Source organism: Stenotrophomonas sp. NLF4-10 (assembly GCF_022359915.1).
In the GTDB taxonomy this organism is placed as follows: Bacteria; Pseudomonadota; Gammaproteobacteria; order Xanthomonadales; family Xanthomonadaceae; genus Stenotrophomonas; species Stenotrophomonas daejeonensis.
On sequence record NZ_JAKSEE010000003.1, the window covers coordinates 1 to 17,379 of the forward strand.

Below are 17,379 nucleotides of genomic sequence, written 5' to 3' on the forward strand. Positions count from 1 at the left end.
AGCGAGGACGAGGCCGCCGACGCCCGGCATGCGCCGGGCGGTTGGGGCTCGGATGACTGCACCATCCGGACCCCGCAGATCACCGGCAGCTACAACCTCGAGAAGGCACTGTCGCAGACCGTCGACTTTTCGGCCGAATGGCGCGGCGAGTCGGTCGACGTCGCCTTCAAGGGCGGGCGCACCTGGGCCAAGGGCGGTCCTTCGCTGCAGTTCTCGCTGCCGCTCAAGCCGCGTCGCCAGAATGCGGACGGCAGCTGGAGCCTGGGCAACCTGGCCAGTTCCTGGGACCTGACGGCACCCCGTCGATGGTGTTCTCGCCGGAGCTGATGCAGAACCTGAAGGACGGCATCCTGCAGGTCGACCTCGGCTCCACCGGTTCGTCCTGGACCCGCAACACCAACGAGCAGAAGTACGCCCAGATCGACACCACCTGGCATACCGAGGCCGGCTTCTTCGAGTCGTTCCAGTTCGGCGTCAAGTACCGCGATGGCGGCATCCACCGCAGCACCGGCAACAGCTACTGGGCCTGCCCGGGCACCGACCCGAGCGACTACGAAAACCGCTATTGGAACGGCGGCTGCAACGACCTGGCCCTGCAGTTCTCGCCCGACTTCCTGTACGGCATGGGCAACCTGGCCGGCGGCATCAATGCCAGCGCGTTCCCGGCCATCGACTACCCGGCCTACATCGCCTACCTGAACAAGACCTACGGGCCGATGCAGACCCGCAACGAGGACAACTTCGTCTACAACGTCGACGAAAAGATCTACTCCACCTACCTGCAGGCCAACTTCCGCACCGAGCGCCTGCGCGGCAACGTCGGCGTGCGCGTGGTCAGCACCCGCCAGCACGCCGACTCCACCGACAAGGTCACCCTCTACAACGACTACTTCTACGACGACGCCAACGGCGATCCGCTGGCGTGCCAGGCGGGCGATGCGGTACCGGGCGGCGCGCCCGACCGTACCTACTGCGGCACCGAGGGCTACTGGCGGCTTTCGGACAGCGTGGCCCGGCCGGAGACCTTCGCGGTCAGCAGCCTGGAGCGCACCTACACCGACGTGCTGCCGAGCTTCAACCTGGCCTATGACCTGAGCGAGAACCTGCTGCTGCGCGCGGCGGCCTCCAAGGTGATCTCGCGCCCGAGCTACGGCAACATCGCCGCCCCGGGCAGCCTGGAATACTTCAGCCCCGAATACGTCAACGATCGCCGCCTGACCGGCGGCGCCGGCGAACAGGGCTGGTACGGCTCGGGCAGCAACAAGAACCTGGAGGCCTACAAGGCCACCCAGTACGACATCGGCCTGGAGTGGTACTTCCGCCCCGGCTCGGTGGTGGGCCTGGACCTGTTCCGCAAGGACGTCAGCAACTTCTCGGTGCCGGTGGTGCAGGACGTGACGCAGGACATCGGTGGCGAAACCGTGGTCGTGCAGAACTACTCGACCACCGCCGGCGGTCGCGACGCGGTTTCGCAGGGCGCGGAGTTCTATGCCCAGCACACGCTGGATTTCGGCCTGGGCTTCCAGGCGAACTACACCTGGAACGACACCAACGAAGCGGCCATCACCCTCGAGGACGGCACCGAGATCGGCAAGTCGCCGCTGGTCGGCAGCGCCAAGAACCAGGCCAACTTTACCGTGTTCTACGAAGTGGAGAAGCTGCTGCTGCGTGCCTCGTGGAACCGTCGTGGCGAAGTGGTGCAGGGCCTGGTCAGCGGCCTGAACCTCTACCAGGAGCCCTACCAGCAGATCGACCTGAACGCCGCCTACAACGTCACCCCGGCGCTCAGCCTGAGCGCCTCGGTGTTGAACCTGACCAAGGAAGAGACGCGTACCCACCTGGGCAACGACACCAAAAACCGCTTCTACTCCAACGGTTATGCCGGTCGCGTTGTCTACCTCGGCTTGAACTACAAGTTCTGACCCCTGCCCTTCGGGGCAGCCTACGTCGACAGCCGCGCTGGTACAGGCGGCTGTCGTCGTTTGTGCACCAGCCCACTCATGGCTCGTGGGAGCGGGTTATCCCCCGACACGGGGGCAAGCATCGCCGGGGGCGTGGCACCGGCCTACTCGTAGATGCGGGGCTTGCCCCGCATGGGCTTCACCGGGAGCGCATCATGCGGGGCAAGCCCCGCATCCACGGCATTCCGGCAAGCCTCAGGTCAGCGGCGTCATCACGCCCTTGCGGTAAGCCGGGCGCACCTGCAGGCGCGCATACCAGCCGGCCAGGTGCGGCAGGTCCGGGCGCTGGATCGGCATCTCGAACCACGCATAGGCGAAGGCGCCCAGCGGGATGTCGCCCATCGCGAACGACTCGCCGGAAAGCCACGGTTGCCGCTCCAGCTCGGCATCGGCCAGCGCCAGCAACTCGCCGCAGCGCACCAGTGCCGCGTCGATGCGCGCGGCGTCGCGGTCGGCCGGTGCGGTGCGCACCACGCCCCAGAACAGGTCGCGGAAGGCGACGGCGAAGCTCGATATGGTCCAGTCCATCCACTTCTCGCTCTGCGCGCGCAATGCCGGGTCTTCCGGGTACAGCGTGCCCAGCGCGTAGCGCGCCGACAGGTAGCGGACGATGGCGTTGGATTCCCATACCGGCAGGCCGTGGTCCTCGATCACCGGCACCAGCCCGTTGGGGTTCATCGCCCGGTAGTCGGCGCTCTGCGTGCCGCCGAACGCGCCGCCCACCTCGATCGACTCATAAGGCAGGCCGATTTCCTCGGCGCACCACAGCACCTTGCGCACGTTGCTCGAATTGCGGCGTCCCCAGATCTTCAGCATCCCGGTTCCCGTTGTGACCGACGCAGGACCCGCACCATACGCCGGAGTGGCCGCCGTCATCGTCATGCCGCGCCCGCCTTGGCGGCCTTGGCGGCTTTCTTCGGCAACACCCGTACCTGCGTGGACTTGTCGTCCTTCTTCAACTCGAACAGGCCGATCGCCGCGAGCAGGTCGCTGAGCTTGCGGTAGCCGTAGTTGCGCGAATCGAACGAGGCACGGTTGCCGATCTGGTTGCCCACCGCACTCAATGCCGCCCAACCCTGCTCGTCGGCGGCCGCGTCCACCGCGCCGCGCAGCAGGTTGAGCAGGCGGGTGTCGCCGCGCAATTCGTTGCCCGGGCGCGGCTGGATCGGCGGTTGCGCCCCGCCCGGCGCGGCAGGCGCATCCGCGGCGGCCTCGCCATGCCCCGGCTGCCCCGCATCCGCCGCTACCCGGCCGGCATCCTCCTGCCCCAGCGCCTCCAGGTAGGTGAACTGCGAGCAGGCGTTGACGAAGGGATCGGGCGTCTTCTTCTCGCCGAAGCCGTAGACCTTCACCCCGTCGGTCAGCAGCCGCATCACCAGCGGGGTGAAATCGGCGTCGCTGGAGACGATGGCGAACCCATCGAGGTTGCGCGCGTAGAGCAGGTCCATCGCGTCGATCACCATCGCCATGTCCGAGGCGTTCTTGCCCTTGGAATAGGCGAACTGCTGGATCGGGCGGATCGCGTATTCGTGCAGCACCGCCTCCCAGCCCTTCAGCCGCGGGCTCTTCCAGTTGCCGTAGGCGCGGCGCACGTTGGCCACGCCGAAGCGCGCCACCTCGGCCAGCACCTCGTCGATCTTCGCCGCCGGCGCATTGTCGGCGTCGATCAGCAGGGCGATACGCTTTTCGGGATCGGACACGGCATTCCCTCCACGGCATTCGGCTCGGAGCCAGTATCGACCATCGGCCCGAGCATGCGCACCCCATGCGATGATGGCGGCCGGTTGTCCACGCCCTCCAACCGGCATCCGCCGGCCCCCACCGGAGTACCGCATGCCCCACGACCGCCCTCCCCGCCTGCTGGTCATCGGCGGCGGCTTCGCCGGCCTCCGGGCCACCCGCGCGCTGGCCAACGCGAAGCTGCGCATCACCCTGGTCGACCGCCGCAACCACCACCTGTTCCAGCCGCTGCTGTACCAGGTGGCCACCGCCGGCCTGTCGGCGCCGGACATCGCCGCACCATTGCGGCACATCCTCGGCCGGCAGCGCAACGTCGAGGTCAGGCTCGGCGAGGTGGATGCCATCGACAAGCACCAACGCCAGGTGCGGCTGCGCGACGGCACCACGCTGGACTACGACCTGCTGCTGGTCGCCAGCGGCGCCACCCATGCCTATTTCGGCAACGACCAATGGGCGCCGCACGCCCCCGGCCTGAAGACGCTGGACGATGCGCTGGCGCTGCGGCGCCGGCTGCTGCTGGCCTTCGAGAAGGCCGAGGCCGAACCCGACCCGGCGAAGAAGGCGGCCTGGCTCAGCTTCGCCATCGTCGGCGGCGGCCCCACCGGCGTCGAGCTGGCCGGCACCCTGGCCGAGATCGCGCGCCACACCCTGCGCAACGAGTTCCGCCACATCGATCCGGCCTCGGCGAAGGTGCGGCTGGTCGAGGCCGGGCCGCGGGTGCTGTCCAGCTTCCCGGAGGTGCTGTCGCTGAAGGCGCGCCGGCAGCTGGAGCGGCTCGGCGTGGAAGTGCATGCCGGCGCGCCGGTGACCGCCATCGACGCCGAGGGCTTCCACCTCGGCGAGCGGTTCGTCCCTGCCCGCACCGTGGTCTGGGCCGCCGGCGTGGCCGCCTCGCCGCTGGCGCGCACGCTGGACACGCCACTGGACCGCGCCGGCCGCGTGCAGGTGCAGCCGGACCTGACGCTGCCCGGCCACCCCGAGGTCTTCGTCGCCGGCGACCTGGCCGCGCTGGCGCAGGCCGACGGCCGCCCGGTGCCGGGCGTGGCGCCGGCCGCCAAGCAGATGGGCAGGTACGTGGCCGCGGTGATCCGCGCGCGGCTGCAACAGCACCCGGCGCCGCCACCGTTCCGCTATCGCGACCAGGGCAACCTGGCGACCATCGGGCGCATGGCCGCCATCGTGCACATGGGTCGGCTGAAGCTCTCCGGCCTGCTGGCCTGGTGGTTCTGGCTGGCCGCGCACGTGTTCTTCCTGATCGGCTTCCGCAACCGGCTGGTGGTGCTGCTCAACTGGGCGGTCGCCTACTGGAGCTACCAGCGCGGCGCGCGGATCATCTTCGGCGATGCCGATGGCGAACCGCACGATGGCGATCCGCCGCCGCGGGAGTGAACGACGTCAGCCGTTGCCGGAGGCGAAGCGCTCGAACACCTGCTGGCCGGTCAGCACTTCGGTGTCGTTGCTCAGTTCGTAGAACGCCGGCTTCTCGTCGATGAATATCTGGCTTTCGAGCCGGAATTCCTGCTGCTGGAACAACCCGGCCGGCAGCATGTACTCGCCGGTCGGCAACAGCCGATAGAACAGGTGGGTACCGCAGGCCGGGCAGAAGCCGCGCTCGGCCCAGTCCGAGGAACGATAGGCGCTGGGCTGCGCGCCATCGAAGCGCACATCGCTGCCGCAGTGCACCGCGAACATCGGCCCGCCCGACCAGCGCCGGCACGTCGCGCAATGGCAGAGGCCGACGTCGGCATGGTCGGAGGCCGTGACTTCAATGGCGCCGCACAGGCAGGTTCCCTTCATGGCATTCCCCTTATGGCTGGGCATCGTGCCCGGAAACGGAAAAGGCCCGGTACGACCGGGCCTTTCCAGCAGACGTGCAACACCGGCACCGCGACTCAGGCGGTGAACAGTGCCTTCATCTTCTTCAGCGCATTGGCCTCGATCTGGCGGATGCGCTCGGCGGACACACCGTATTCGTCGGCCAGCTCCTGCAGGGTGACCTTGCTGTCGGCGTCCAGCCAGCGGCGGGCGATGATGTCGCGCGAACGCTGGTCGAGGTTGGCCAGGCCCTCGCGCAGCAGCTGCAGCTGGTTGTCCTCGCTGTCGGCACGCTCGTAGGCCTGCGACGGGTCTTCGTCGTGCGCGACCAGGTAGGCGGCCGGCGCCGGCGGCGCATGGTCGTCACTCTCGTCGCTGGGCGCGTCGAAGCCGACGTCGCGGCCGGACAGGCGCGACTCCATCTCCATCACCTCACGCTCGGAGACGTTCAGGTCCTTCGCCACCGCGCTGACCTCGGCCGCGTTCATCCAGCCCAGCCGGGTCTTGGACTTGCGCAGGTTGAAGAACAGCTTGCGCTGCGCCTTGGTGGTGGCGACCTTGACGATGCGCCAGTTCTTGAGGATGAACTCGTGCATCTCGGCACGGATCCAGTGCACCGCGAAGGACACCAGGCGCACGCCCATATCCGGGTCGAAGCGCTTGACCGCCTTCATCAGGCCGATGTTGCCTTCCTGGATCAGATCGCCCAGTTGCAGGCCATAGCCGTTGTAGCCGCGGGCCACGTGCACGACGAAGCGCAGGTGCGAATGCACCAGCTCGCGCGCGGCGTCCAGGTCCTGCTCATCGCGGAAGCGGCGCGCCAGGTCCTGCTCGTCGTCCACCGACAGCACCGGGATCCGGTGCACGGCGCCGATGTAGGCATCCAGCGAGCCGAGCGCGCTGGGAACCGGAAGATTGTTTGCCACAAGGGCAGTAGAAGTATTCGGGTTCATGGGGCTCATCTTAGCAGTCCAAGCTATTGGACTGGCCGGTATAGAAAAAGTTCCAGTGTTCCGCTTTTGTCGTCAATTCCGTCAAATGGCCGGATTTTAAACACCAACAGCATCCTCGGTTTCCCGACTTCGCTACCGTATCAGAGGCGATGTTGCGGCGGCATGACCGGGATTCAAGCCGGTTCACGCTCCGGCGAGCCGGGCCTCCAGCTCCGCCCGCGGCGGCAGCCGCCAGTCGACCGGGGGCTGGCCGTGGCGCTGCAGGTAGTCGTTGGCCTGCGAGAAATGCCGGCAGCCGAAGAAACCGCGGTGCGCCGACAGCGGCGAGGGGTGCGGGGCCTTCAGCACGCGGTGGCGGCGGGTGTCGATGACCTTGCCCTTCTGCTGGGCGTAGCTGCCCCACAGCAGGAACACCAACCCTTCGCGCTCGCGGTTGAGCACGTCGACCACATGGTCGGTAAAGCCCTCCCAGCCCTTGCCCTGGTGCGCGCCGGCGCGGCCTTCCTCCACCGTCAGCACCGCGTTGAGCAGCAGCACGCCCTGCCACGCCCACGGCAGCAGGCAGCCGTGGTCCGGGCGCCGGAACGGCGGCACCACGCCGGTGTCGTCCTCCAGCTCCTTGTAGATGTTCAGCAGCGACGGCGGCACCGGCACGCCCGGCATCACCGAGAAGCACAGGCCATGCGCCTGGCCGTAGCCGTGATAGGGGTCCTGCCCCAGCACCACCACCTTGACCTGCTCGAACGGGGTGGCGTCGAACGCGGCGAAGATCTGCGGCCCCGGCGGGAACACCCGCGCGCCGGCGGCCTTGCGCTGGCGCAGGAAGGCGGCCAGTTCGCGCATTTCCGGGCGCAGCAGCCAGTCGCCGACGTGGGCCTTCCAGCTCGGTTCGAGCTGGATGTTGGGTGCCGCCCCGCTCACAGCATCACCGCCGGCTGCGACAGGCGCGCCAGCCGCAGCTGGAACAGCACCTTGGTCACCAGCAGGCGTTCCTCGATGGGCTTCTGCACCAGGTCGTTGGCGCCGGCCTGCAACAGCGCGGACTGGTTATGCGGGTTGCTGTCGCCGGTCATCACCAGCACCGGCAGGCGGCGCTTGCCGTAGCCGAAGTCGATACGCACGCGCTCGACCACGTCGCGGCCATTCAGCTCGCCCTTGAGGGTAACGTCGGTCAGCACCAGGTCGATGCGGCGCACGGTGCGACCCAGCGACTCGGCGGTGAGCAGCGAGAACGCGTCCTCGGCGGTGAGCACGTGCACCACGTGCAGGTCGTGGCGTTCGAGCATGCGCTTGGTGGCCTCGGCGACCACGCGGCTGTCCTCGACGTAGAGCACGGTGGCGCCGGGCATCGGCTCGGGCTGCACGTAGCCGCGGATGAACGCGGCCAGCGCCTCGTGGCCCAGCGCCTTGTCGAAGTAGTCGGTGACGTATTCGTTGAAGCGGCGCTGCTCCAGGTGCTGCTGGGCATCGGCGGAGACCACGATCACCGGCACGTAGGCCTGCCCGGCGGCGTCGCGCACGCTGCGCGCCAGCGCCAGGCCATCGCCGTCGGGCAGCGCCAGCGAGGTGGTGACCAGGTGCACCGGCCCGGCGGCGAGCGCTTCGCGCGCCTCCTCGATGCTGGCGCAGCCGACGACTTCCACGTCCGGCAACTCGCGTTGCAGCACGTCGGAAATCAGCTTGCGCACCAGCTTGGAGCCGTCGACCACCATCACCCGGGGGGCGTCGCTGATCAGGTGCTTGAGTTCATGCGTGGGCATGCGCGCCTCAGGTTTCGGTCGGGCGAGTCTGCCTGAGGAAGTGGCCGGTCACCAGCCACGCCCCCAGCCAACCCAGCAACACTGTGCCCAGCAGCACGAAACCCGAATGCAGGGCATCCAGCCCATGCAGCACGAACGGGCTGCCGTAGCTCCGCGACAACGCCGCCAGCGGCGCGCGCAGCGCCAGCCCGCAGGCGCCGACCAGCGCCAGCGCCAGCACGCCCGCGCCCAGCCCGTACCACGCGCCGAGGTAGACGAACGGGCGGCGGATGAAGCCGTCGCTGGCGCCCAGCAGCTGCAGCACGCCGATTTCCTCGCGCCGCGCCTGGATGTCCAAGCGCACGGTATTGCCGACCACCAGCACCGCGCCCAGCCCCAGCAGCAGCGACAGCACCTGCACCAGCCGCGCGCCGAAGCCGAGCCAGGCATCCAGCCGCTGCCGCCACAGGGCGTCGTGCTGCACCAGGTCGGCCTGCGGCAGGGCTTCCAGCGCCTTGGCGAGTGCGGCGTCGTCATCGCCGGCCGGGGTGACGATCAGCAGGCTCGGCAGCGGATTCTCGCCGAGCGCATCGATGGCTTCGCCCAGCCCCGCGCTCTGGCGCAGTTCGGCCAGGCCCTCTTCCGGGGTGCGCAGCACCACTCCGGCGACGTCGTCGCGCGCGCGCAGGCTGGCGGCCAGGTCCTGCGCGGTGGCGCCGTCGATCGCCGGTTTCAGGAACAGGCTGATGTCGCGCGACTGCTGCACGCTGCCGGTGAATACCTTGAGGTTGTCCAGCGCGATCGACAGCCCCAGCGGCAGCGCCAGCGCCAGCGCCATCACCGCCACGGTCAGCGCGGTCGCCCACGGCTTGCGCAGCGCGCGGCCGAGGCTGAACACCACGCTGTGCAGGTGGTGGGCGAACCACGCGCCCAGCCGCGACGGTGCGGCGGCTTCACCATTCCGGGGCATTGCTTCCTTCCTGCTCATTCGGCCAGGTCCTGCGGCGAGATGTCGTCGACCAACCGCCCGTGGTCGAGGATCAGCACTCGCTTGCGCATGCGCTTGAGCAGCGGCAGGTCGTGGCTGACCACCAGCACGCTGGTGCCGCGGCCGGGCAACTCGGCAAACAGGGCCATGATCTCCGCGGCCAGCGTGGGGTCGAGGTTGCCGGTGGGCTCGTCGGCGACCAGCAGCTTCGGCTCGGCGACGATGGCGCGGGCGATGCCGACGCGCTGCTGCTCGCCGGCCGACAGCTGCGTGGGCAGCGCCTTCTCGCGGTGGCCCAGGCCCATGCGTTCGAGCACCGAGCGCACACGCTTGCCGACGTCGCCGCGGCGGTCACCGCGCAGGATCAGCGGCAGCGCCACGTTCTCGCCGATGCTGCGGTCGGTCAGCAGGCGGTGGTCCTGGTGGACCGCGCCGACCTCGCGCCGATGCAGCGCCACCTTGCCGCCGCGCACCTTGAGCAGGTTGCGCTGGCCGAACAGCACCGCGCCGCGGGTCGGGCGCTCGCTCAGGTGGATCAGTTTCAGCAGCGTGCTCTTGCCGGCGCCGGAATGCCCGGTGACGAACAGCATCTCGCCCGCGCCCACCTCGAAGCTGACGTCCACCAGCGCCTGGTGGCCGCCCGCATAGTGCTTGCTGACATTGTCGAAACGCAGAACGCTCATGCGCCGATTATGCCGGAGGCGAAGGCGGCGGTGCGGCGCATCGGCGCGCGATCGGCTTCACGCGCCGGTGGCACCCGACCGTTGGTCGGGCGGCGGCGCAACATGCCGGGGATCGGTTGCGCGCGGATGGATGCGTGCCGACCAACGGTCGGCACCCACCGGGAGCCGCATCAAGAATCGACGCGGTAGTGCCGGCCGCTGGCCGACATCTGCGAGAAGGTCGGGTGATGCGAGGTTGCCGGCCAGCGGCCGGCACTGCCGCGATCAATCGCCCGCGAGCATGCGGCGGATCTTGCGGCCCAGGCGGGTCAGGAACGAATCGCTGTCGTTGCCGGACGCGCGCATCGGCTTGGCCTGCACCTGCACCGGGCTGCCGTTGGCGGTCACCTGCACGGCGGCCTCGGCACCCTCGACCGGGCGGCCGTGGCGACGACGACGACGCTTGCGCGGTGCGCGCTCGCCTTCGGCCTGCGGTTGTTGAGCGGGCTTGGCCTGCTGCAGCGGCTGCGCTGCGGCGGCATTGGCCTGCGCGCCCTCGCCTTCCACGCGCGGCTTGCGCGGGCCACGGCCGCGGCCTTCACCACTACTGCGCGCCCCGCCATCGCGGCGACGCTCGCCATGCCCGCCGCCGGAACGCCCGCCGCGACCACTGCCACCGCCACGGCGCGCCTCGTCGGCGGCCTTCTGCTCGCGCGCCTCGCGGAAGATCGCGCCGACGCTCTCGTTTTCCTCGCCCTCCGGCAGCGGCGCACGCTCCGGCCGCGGCAGCGCGACCAGCAGCTCGCTGGTGACCTGCTCGACCGGGATCTTCTGCTCGATGTAGGCCTCGATGTCCGGCAGGCCCATCGCATAGCGCTCGCAGGCGAAGCTGATCGCGTCGCCTTCCTCGCCCAGCCGCGCGGTGCGGCCGATGCGGTGCACGTAGTCCTCGGCGTCGAACGGCAGGTCGTAGTTGTAGACGTACTTGATGCCGTCGATGTGCAGGCCGCGCGCGGCCACGTCGGTGGCGACCAGGATTTCCAGCTGGCCCTTCTGGAAGCGGTTGAGCAGGCTCTCGCGCTTCTTCTGCGGCACGTCGCCGGAGAGCACGCCGACCCGGTAGCCGGCGCGCTCCAGCGCCCGCGCCACGCGCTCGACGAACACCTTGGTGTTGACGAAGATCATCGTGCGCGCGCCTTCGCTGCGCGACAGCAGGCCCAGCAGCAGCGGCAGCTTTTCCTCGTCGGCGGGGAAGTAGATGCGCTGGCGCACGCGGTCGGCGGTGATGTTGTCGGTTTCCACCACCAGCTTCTGCGGCTCGTTCATGTGCTCGTAGGCCAGCTCCAGCACGCGGTGGCTGAGGGTGGCGCTGAACAACAACGTCTGCCGGGTGGTGCGCTCGGGCATGCGCCGCAGCAGGAAGCGGATGTCCTTGATGAAGCCCAGGTCGAACATGCGGTCGGCCTCGTCCAGCACGCAGACCTCGCAGGCGTGCAGGCTGACGACCTTGTGCTGCTTGACGTAGTCGATCAGGCGGCCGGGGGTGGCGATGATCACGTCCACGCCCTGCTGCAGCAGTTCGCGCTGCTTGTCGTAGTCCACGCCGCCATAGACCAGCGCGAAGCGCAGGCCCAGGTCGGAGGCGAACTTCACCGCGTCCTTGTGGATCTGGATGGCCAGCTCGCGGGTCGGCGCCAGGATCAGCGCGCGCGGGTCTTCCGGCTTGCGGTCGGCCAGCGCCGGGCGGCTCATCAGGCGGTTGATCACCGCCACCAGGAACGCCAGCGTCTTGCCGGTGCCGGTCTGCGCCTGGCCGGCGACGTCGCCGCCGGGCAAGGCCACCGGCAGGGTCAACGCCTGGATCGGGGTACAGCGGGTGAATCCGGCTCCTTCCAGCCCGGCCAGCAGCGCCGGTTGCAGTTCGAAGGAGGAAAAAGTCACATCAGTCAGCGGTTTGTCGCTCATCGTCCAGTCTTGGTAGTGCCGGCTGGCCGGGAGCGGCCAGGCGGCTTGCATCGATACGGGCACCGTCGCACACTGCGGCCCCTGCGCCGGGTCGCGCGACGCCAAGGCGATGGCCTTCTGTCCGCGCAATGCCCCAGTTTAGCGCAATGCAGCGGCCAACCCGGCATGGGCCGTCGCATTGCCCCAGGAGACTCATCAAGTGAGTGACAAGGTTCTACACGTCGGCGATGCCGATTTCGACGCCGCCGTGCTGCAGTCCGACACCCCGGTGCTGGTGGACTTCTGGGCCGAATGGTGCGGCCCGTGCAAGATGATTTCCCCGGTGCTCGACGAGCTGGCCGACGCCTACGACGGCAAATTGAAGATCGCCAAGCTCAACGTCGACGAAAACCGCGCCACCGCGGTCAAGTACCACGTGCGCTCGATCCCGATGCTGCTGCTGTTCAAGGATGGCCAGATCCAGGCCACCCAGATCGGCGCCGTCGGCAAGGGCCAGCTGAGCCAGATGGTCGACAAGGCGCTGGCCTGACCTTCCCCGCCGGCGGCCACGGCCGCCGGCCCCGGGCCAGCCATACCGTGGCCCAACAGGCGTTTCCCGGCACCTTGCGCCGTTGCGCGCGGCGGTGTTAGTGTCGCTCGTCCGGCAGCATTCGCCTGCCGCACCCTCCGGCCGGGTTCTCGTCCGGCCCATTCCCACCAGTTCGCCGCCCGCACAGGGCGCTCGCACGTATCAGCGAGAGGAATCAACACTTGTCCGAGAACACTCCTTCCGAAACCGGGAGCACCGACGCGCCCGTCGAAAAGCGCGTGCGCAAGCCGCGCGCCGCCAAGGCCGCCGTCGAAACCAGCGACACCGCTCCCGCCGCGGCGCCGGCCCAGTCCGCGCTGCCGCTGCCGGCCACGCCGCCGGCTCCCGCCGCACCCCGTGAAGACGCGCCCGCCGCTCCGGCTGCCGCCCCGAACACCGATGCCGGCGAACGTTCGCCCGCGCCTGCCGCCGCCCAGGGCGGGCAGGACAATGGCGAGCCGCGCAACGACGGCAACAACCACCCGCGCCAAGGCCAGCAGAACCCGCAGGGCCAAGGCCAGGGCAACCGCCGCGACCGCTTCCGCAACCGCCGCGACCGCAACCGCGATCGTTTCCGCGACGACGGCCTGCCCAGCGACAACGGCAACGAGACCTTCGTGCCGCGCCCGCATCCGAACGTACCCGAAGGCTTCCCGGTCTACTCGCTCAGCGACCTGAAGCGGATGCCGGCGCACAAGCTGCTGGAAATCGCCGAGCAGCTGAGCATCCACGAGGGCGTGGCGCGCGCGCGCAAGCAGGACGTGATCTTCGCGCTGCTGAAGGTGCTGACCCGCCACGGCGAGGGCGTGGCCGCCGACGGCGTGCTGGAGATCCTGCCGGACGGCTTCGGCTTCCTGCGCGCGGCCGAGGCCAGCTACCTGGCCGGCCCGGACGACACCTACATCTCGCCCAGCCAGATCCGCCGCTTCAACCTGCGCACCGGCGACCACATCGCCGGCCGCATCCGCTTCCCCAAGGACGGCGAGCGCTACTTCGCACTGAACATCGTGGACACCATCAACGGTGAACCGATCGAAGCGTCGAAGAACAAGGTGCTGTTCGAGAACCTGACCCCGCTGTTCCCGCGCAAGCGCTTCCGCCTGGAGCGCGGCGACGGCTCCACCGAGGACATCACCGGCCGCATCCTCGATCTGATGGCGCCGCAGGGCAAGGGCCAGCGCGCGCTGATCGTCTCCCCGCCCAAGGCGGGCAAGACGATGATGATGCAGCAGATCGCCAGCGCCATCACCTACAACCACCCGGACGTGCACCTGATCGTGCTGCTGGTGGACGAGCGCCCGGAGGAAGTGACCGAGATGCAGCGCACCGTGCGCGGCGAAGTGGTCAGCTCCACCTTCGACGAACCGGCCGCGCGCCACGTGCAGGTCGCCGAAATGGTGATCGAGCGCGCCAAGCGCCTGGTCGAGCACAAGAAGGACGTGGTGATCCTGCTCGACTCGATCACCCGCCTGGCGCGCGCCTACAACAACGTGGTGCCGTCCTCGGGCAAGGTGCTGACCGGCGGCGTCGACGCCAACGCCCTGCACCGCCCGAAGCGCTTCTTCGGCGCGGCGCGCAACGTCGAGGAAGGCGGCTCGCTGACCATCATCGCCACCGCGCTGGTCGAAACCGGCAGCAAGATGGACGAGGTGATCTACGAGGAATTCAAGGGCACCGGCAACAGCGAAGTGCACCTGAACCGCCGCATCACCGAGAAGCGCGTCTACCCGGCCATCGACATCAACCGCTCCGGCACCCGCCGCGAGGACCTGCTGATCGAGCCGGAACTGCTGCAGAAGATCTGGATCCTGCGCAAACTGCTGCACCCGATGGACGAGATCGCGGCGATGGAGTTCCTGCTCGACAAGATGAAGAGCACCAAGTCCAACGACGAGTTCTTCAATTCGATGAAGCGGTAATCCATCGGAAAACGCTTGAAAAACAGGGCCTTCGGACAACCGGAGGCCCTATTCGTATCGGGATAGTAATGCGCCGGGATTGGCGGTCTGACCACCGGGTTTGACCACCAACCTTGACCACCAGACAGCTCAAGGACCCCTTGACCGCGAGGACAGGGGATTGGGCAAGAGACATTACCTACAGCAGCTAGGCCAGTCTTGGTACATCCGTATCAAGGTACCTGCCGCGCTACGCGGCAGGGTCGGGAACACGCACATCCGACGTGCCCTGCATACCCGCGACCTTGACGAAGCGAACCGGCGAAAGTGGCTGGCCCTCGCCCAAGTCCGCGCCGGGTTCACCCCCGTTTTCACGGACACTTACGAGAAGGCCGATCGAGGCCTGAGGAGTGTTCATGTCGAAGCGAAGGAAGTTCAGCGCCGAGTTCAAGCGCGGTGCTATTGAGCAGGCCAGCCAGCCGGGTGTGAGCTGTGCCCAAGTGGCTCGGGAGTTGGGGATCCGCGACACCCTGTTGACCCGCTGGAAGCGGGAAGCCCAGAGCCAGGGGGTGGTGGCTTTCGGCGGCAGCGGGACGCCCCGGGACGAAGAGCTGGCCCGCCTCAAGCGCGAGCTGGCCCGGGTGAGGAAGGAACGGGATTTTTTGCGAGAAGCGGCGACGTTCTTTGCCAAGGGATCATCCTGAGGTATCAGGTGATCGAACGTTGCCGCGACGCGTTTCCGGTTCGACTGATGTGCCGCTGCCTGAAGGTGTCGGCCAGCGGTTACTACGACTGGAGCCAGCGACTGCCCAGCGCCCGACAGCGCGACAACCAGCGCCTGGCCGCGCGAATCCGCGAGATGCACGAGGACAGCCGTGGCACTCTCGGCGCCGGTCGCATGCACGAAGACCTGGTCGATCAGGGCGAGTCGGCCAGCTTGAACCGCGTGGCGCGACTGATGGCGGCCGAGGGTTTGCAGGGCTGGCCGCGCCCGAAGCGGCGCGGTCAGCGCGGACGGCCGGCGCTCACGCCTCCGGGCGTGCGCAACCTGCTGGAGCGGGACTTCACCGCACTGGAGCCGGAGACCAAATGGGTCACCGACATCACTGAGATCAAAACAGGACAAGGCAAGCTGTATCTATGCATCGTGCTGGATTTGTTCGACCAGCGCGTGGTGGGTTGGTCGATGCACCACAGGCAGGACCGGCACATGGTGATCCGGGCGGTGCAGATGGCGGTATGGCAGCGGCAAGGCGCGGAGCCGGTGATCCTGCATTCCGATCGCGGCAGTCAATTCCGAAGCGGCGACTACCAGCGGTATCTGTCGAGAAACGGCCTGGTCTGTTCGATGAGCGCGGTGGGACACTGCGGCGACAACGCGGCCTGCGAAGGGTTTTTCGGCGTGCTCAAGCGCGAGCGGATCTACCGCACGAAGTACCTGACACTCGATGCAGCGAAGACTGATGTGTTCGAATACGTCGAGCGGTTCCATAACCCGAGGATGCGGCGAAGAGTCGCCAGGCGCGATCGGGAGTTCCAAGCTCTTTCACAACCGTCCGTGATTTCGGGGTAGAACCCGGGGCAGTCGCTGGATGTGCAGCTTGAGAAGCTGGCAAAGGCTGGCTGCACCAAGGTGTACCGGGAGAAGCGCTCGGGCAGGCAGGCAGACAACCGCCCGGAGCTTCAGGCGGCCCTTGAGTACGTCCGGGAGGGGGATGTGCTGGTCGTGAGCCGCCTCGACCGTATCGCAAGGAGCGTCATCGATTTGGCGAAGATTGCCGACCTACTGAGGCGGAAGGGCGTCAGCTTGCAGGTGCTGGACCAAGGACTGGACACATCGACCTCCGAAGGGAAGTTGATGTTCAACCTGCTGGGTGCGTTCGCTGAGTTTGAGGCAGACATTCGTGCTGAACGCCAAGCTGACGGCATCGCGCTGGCAAAGCGGAAGGGCGTCAAGTTCGGTCGCAGGAAGGCGTTGACCGATGCTCAGGAGGAGCGCATCCGCAAGATGCGTGCGGAAGAGAACTTTAGCATCGGACAACTTCAGGAGCGCTTCGGAATCAGCCGTAGTAGCGTGTATAGGGCGTTGCAGCCCAGCGCTACGGTTTGAGCATCTCCAAGAAGGCTTCGCGCTTCTTCGCAGGAAGTGCCCTGAAGCGAACCAGTAGCGTTCGCTCATGAACGCTGCCAGCCCTCAGTTCGGCCGCATCTCCGTCGTGGGGCTTGGCGGCGCTGGTGGCACCGACCCCACAAATAAGCTCGTCAAGCGAGCGCTTCAGCGCATTCCGTAGCTCCGGCAGCACTCGGAAGCTTGGGGTTTCGCGCCCGTTCTCCCATGCCGAAATTGACGCCTTCGTGACTCCCAAGGCGAAGCCAAGTTGTTCCTGCGTCATGCCGGCCGCAGTTCGCGCTTCGCGCAGTCTGTCACCAAAGCCTTTCATGCCGATGGCCCGCGAATTCTGGGCCATCAAAAATATGGAGCTTCCGCACTCGTGTCGTTCGGCGTGCCTTGACTCTATTGGTTATGAAATTCCATACTCGCTAAGTGCGGAGAATCTAGACTGGCCGGAATGCCGTCCGGCGACTTGTTTGTTCTCGCAGGAACGGGTGCTGACGCTTGCCCTGAAAGCCTTGCCCAGCAAGGTTTTGAGGGTGGTCGGCTGGTTTTAAGGTGCAAGTGAGTTAGTCGGTCGCGCCTATGGCGCGTTGCATGGAATTGCGAACTACAGGGGACATAGATGAGTCAGAACGAGCCTAGTGGAACTTCCACTCCGCCCGAGGTCCTGCCCGAGCACATCCGGCAGAACTTGAAGAAGTACCACCAGCACGCGGAGCGCATCACCTGCCTCGAATGCGGCTACGTAGGTCCGATGGGCATCAAAGCGCGCATCAAACCTTGGTATGCCACTTGGTGGGGAAGCATCCTGCTGGCCGCGATTGCGGCCAGCATTGCCTCTGTCCTGTTTGGCGGTATCGGGATGATGGCCGCTGTCATCGTGGGCGGCTTGGCAAGCGCTCTGGCGCTCTCGGGCAGCCGGGACATCCATTCCTGCCCCAATTGCGAAGCCGACCTGCAACGGCGCTGAGTGG

At 67.7% G+C, this 17,379-nt stretch carries 16 protein-coding genes and 1 pseudogene; 7 read left to right on the top strand and 10 right to left on the bottom strand.

What is annotated here, in order from left to right; translation table 11 throughout:
- Nucleotides 1-1,922, top strand: a pseudogene (locus MIC98_RS00195) (TonB-dependent receptor); the annotation flags it as partial.
- A 234-nt stretch (nucleotides 1,923-2,156) separates the two neighbouring features.
- Here the strand turns inward: MIC98_RS00195 and MIC98_RS00200 are convergent.
- A complete protein-coding gene (locus MIC98_RS00200; protein WP_239734849.1) occupies nucleotides 2,157-2,777 on the bottom strand; it encodes a glutathione S-transferase in 621 nt (206 codons plus the stop codon).
- A 62-nt stretch (nucleotides 2,778-2,839) separates the two neighbouring features.
- On the bottom strand, nucleotides 2,840-3,661 hold the full coding sequence (locus tag MIC98_RS00205; protein ID WP_239734850.1) for an NYN domain-containing protein: 822 nt from the start codon (nucleotides 3,659-3,661) through the stop codon (nucleotides 2,840-2,842).
- Between the two features lie 133 nt (nucleotides 3,662-3,794).
- On the opposite strand from MIC98_RS00205, the gene MIC98_RS00210 reads away from it, so the two are divergent.
- On the top strand, nucleotides 3,795-5,090 hold the full coding sequence (locus MIC98_RS00210) for an NAD(P)/FAD-dependent oxidoreductase (protein ID WP_057641501.1): 1,296 nt from the start codon (nucleotides 3,795-3,797) through the stop codon (nucleotides 5,088-5,090).
- Nucleotides 5,091-5,096: 6 nt separating this feature from the next.
- On the opposite strand, the gene MIC98_RS00215 is transcribed toward MIC98_RS00210, so the two are convergent.
- The 7 genes from MIC98_RS00215 to rhlB form a co-directional block, all read right to left on the bottom strand.
- Nucleotides 5,097-5,498, bottom strand: a complete 402-nt coding sequence (locus MIC98_RS00215) for a GFA family protein (protein ID WP_239734851.1) — start codon at nucleotides 5,496-5,498, stop codon at nucleotides 5,097-5,099.
- A gap of 95 nt (nucleotides 5,499-5,593) precedes the next feature.
- Nucleotides 5,594-6,469: an RNA polymerase sigma factor RpoH gene (gene rpoH / locus MIC98_RS00220; protein ID WP_057641499.1), complete on the bottom strand. Its 876-nt coding sequence runs from the start codon at nucleotides 6,467-6,469 to the stop codon at nucleotides 5,594-5,596.
- 183 nt (nucleotides 6,470-6,652) lie between these two features.
- Nucleotides 6,653-7,390 carry a uracil-DNA glycosylase gene (gene ung / locus MIC98_RS00225; protein WP_057641498.1) on the bottom strand — a complete coding sequence of 246 codons (738 nt, stop codon included), beginning with the start codon at nucleotides 7,388-7,390 and terminating at the stop codon, nucleotides 6,653-6,655.
- Nucleotides 7,387-8,229: a response regulator gene (locus tag MIC98_RS00230; RefSeq protein ID WP_239734852.1), complete on the bottom strand. Its 843-nt coding sequence runs from the start codon at nucleotides 8,227-8,229 to the stop codon at nucleotides 7,387-7,389. Before MIC98_RS00230 ends, ung begins: the two co-directional genes overlap by 4 nt.
- Nucleotides 8,230-8,236: 7 nt before the next feature.
- The gene (gene ftsX / locus MIC98_RS00235; RefSeq protein ID WP_239734853.1) at nucleotides 8,237-9,178 is read right to left on the bottom strand and encodes a permease-like cell division protein FtsX; all 942 of its coding nucleotides are present in this window, start codon (nucleotides 9,176-9,178) and stop codon (nucleotides 8,237-8,239) included.
- Nucleotides 9,179-9,192: 14 nt separating this feature from the next.
- Nucleotides 9,193-9,879: an ATP-binding cassette domain-containing protein gene (locus MIC98_RS00240; protein ID WP_057641495.1), complete on the bottom strand. Its 687-nt coding sequence runs from the start codon at nucleotides 9,877-9,879 to the stop codon at nucleotides 9,193-9,195.
- 264 nt (nucleotides 9,880-10,143) lie between these two features.
- Nucleotides 10,144-11,823, bottom strand: a complete 1,680-nt coding sequence (gene rhlB / locus MIC98_RS00245) for an ATP-dependent RNA helicase RhlB (protein ID WP_239734854.1) — start codon at nucleotides 11,821-11,823, stop codon at nucleotides 10,144-10,146.
- Nucleotides 11,824-12,022: 199 nt separating this feature from the next.
- Here rhlB and trxA point away from each other — a divergent pair, with 199 nt between their 5' ends.
- From trxA to MIC98_RS00265, 4 genes are all read left to right on the top strand, one after another.
- Nucleotides 12,023-12,352, top strand: a complete 330-nt coding sequence (gene trxA, locus MIC98_RS00250; protein ID WP_057641494.1) for a thioredoxin TrxA — start codon at nucleotides 12,023-12,025, stop codon at nucleotides 12,350-12,352.
- 221 nt (nucleotides 12,353-12,573) lie between these two features.
- The gene (gene rho, locus MIC98_RS00255) at nucleotides 12,574-14,310 is read left to right on the top strand and encodes a transcription termination factor Rho (RefSeq protein ID WP_057641493.1); all 1,737 of its coding nucleotides are present in this window, start codon (nucleotides 12,574-12,576) and stop codon (nucleotides 14,308-14,310) included.
- 395 nt (nucleotides 14,311-14,705) lie between these two features.
- Nucleotides 14,706-15,862 (top strand): IS3 family transposase gene (locus tag MIC98_RS00260; protein WP_239734866.1). Its coding sequence is split into 2 segments (ribosomal slippage): nucleotides 14,706-14,946 and nucleotides 14,946-15,862, totalling 1,158 coding nucleotides; the frame shifts between segments, so codons are not numbered across the junction.
- Between the two features lie 21 nt (nucleotides 15,863-15,883).
- Nucleotides 15,884-16,399 carry a recombinase family protein gene (locus MIC98_RS00265; protein ID WP_239734867.1) on the top strand — a complete coding sequence of 172 codons (516 nt, stop codon included), beginning with the start codon at nucleotides 15,884-15,886 and terminating at the stop codon, nucleotides 16,397-16,399.
- Here the strand turns inward: MIC98_RS00265 and MIC98_RS00270 are convergent.
- Complete coding sequence (locus tag MIC98_RS00270) at nucleotides 16,389-16,757, bottom strand: helix-turn-helix transcriptional regulator (protein WP_232528955.1); 369 nt, start codon at nucleotides 16,755-16,757, stop codon at nucleotides 16,389-16,391. The genes MIC98_RS00265 and MIC98_RS00270 overlap by 11 nt on opposite strands.
- Before the next feature lie 270 nt (nucleotides 16,758-17,027).
- Here MIC98_RS00270 and MIC98_RS00275 point away from each other — a divergent pair, with 270 nt between their 5' ends.
- Nucleotides 17,028-17,375: a hypothetical protein gene (locus MIC98_RS00275; protein ID WP_239734868.1), complete on the top strand. Its 348-nt coding sequence runs from the start codon at nucleotides 17,028-17,030 to the stop codon at nucleotides 17,373-17,375.
- The last annotated feature ends 4 nt before the right edge of the window (nucleotides 17,376-17,379 follow it).

What these genes read in the sequence shown, in the direction of transcription:
- MIC98_RS00200 (WP_239734849.1), bottom strand. Translation starts at nt 2,777, where the DNA reads ATGCTGAAGATCTGGGGACGCCGCAATTCGAGCAACGTGCGCAAGGTG.
- MIC98_RS00210 (WP_057641501.1), top strand. Translation starts at nt 3,795, where the DNA reads ATGCCCCACGACCGCCCTCCCCGCCTGCTGGTCATCGGCGGCGGCTTC.
- MIC98_RS00215 (WP_239734851.1), bottom strand. Translation starts at nt 5,498, where the DNA reads ATGAAGGGAACCTGCCTGTGCGGCGCCATTGAAGTCACGGCCTCCGAC.
- rpoH (WP_057641499.1), bottom strand. Translation starts at nt 6,469, where the DNA reads ATGAACCCGAATACTTCTACTGCCCTTGTGGCAAACAATCTTCCGGTT.
- MIC98_RS00230 (WP_239734852.1), bottom strand. Translation starts at nt 8,229, where the DNA reads ATGCCCACGCATGAACTCAAGCACCTGATCAGCGACGCCCCCCGGGTG.
- ftsX (WP_239734853.1), bottom strand. Translation starts at nt 9,178, where the DNA reads ATGCCCCGGAATGGTGAAGCCGCCGCACCGTCGCGGCTGGGCGCGTGG.
- MIC98_RS00240 (WP_057641495.1), bottom strand. Translation starts at nt 9,879, where the DNA reads ATGAGCGTTCTGCGTTTCGACAATGTCAGCAAGCACTATGCGGGCGGC.
- rhlB (WP_239734854.1), bottom strand. Translation starts at nt 11,823, where the DNA reads ATGAGCGACAAACCGCTGACTGATGTGACTTTTTCCTCCTTCGAACTG.
- MIC98_RS00270 (WP_232528955.1), bottom strand. Translation starts at nt 16,757, where the DNA reads ATGGCCCAGAATTCGCGGGCCATCGGCATGAAAGGCTTTGGTGACAGA.
- MIC98_RS00275 (WP_239734868.1), top strand. Translation starts at nt 17,028, where the DNA reads ATGAGTCAGAACGAGCCTAGTGGAACTTCCACTCCGCCCGAGGTCCTG.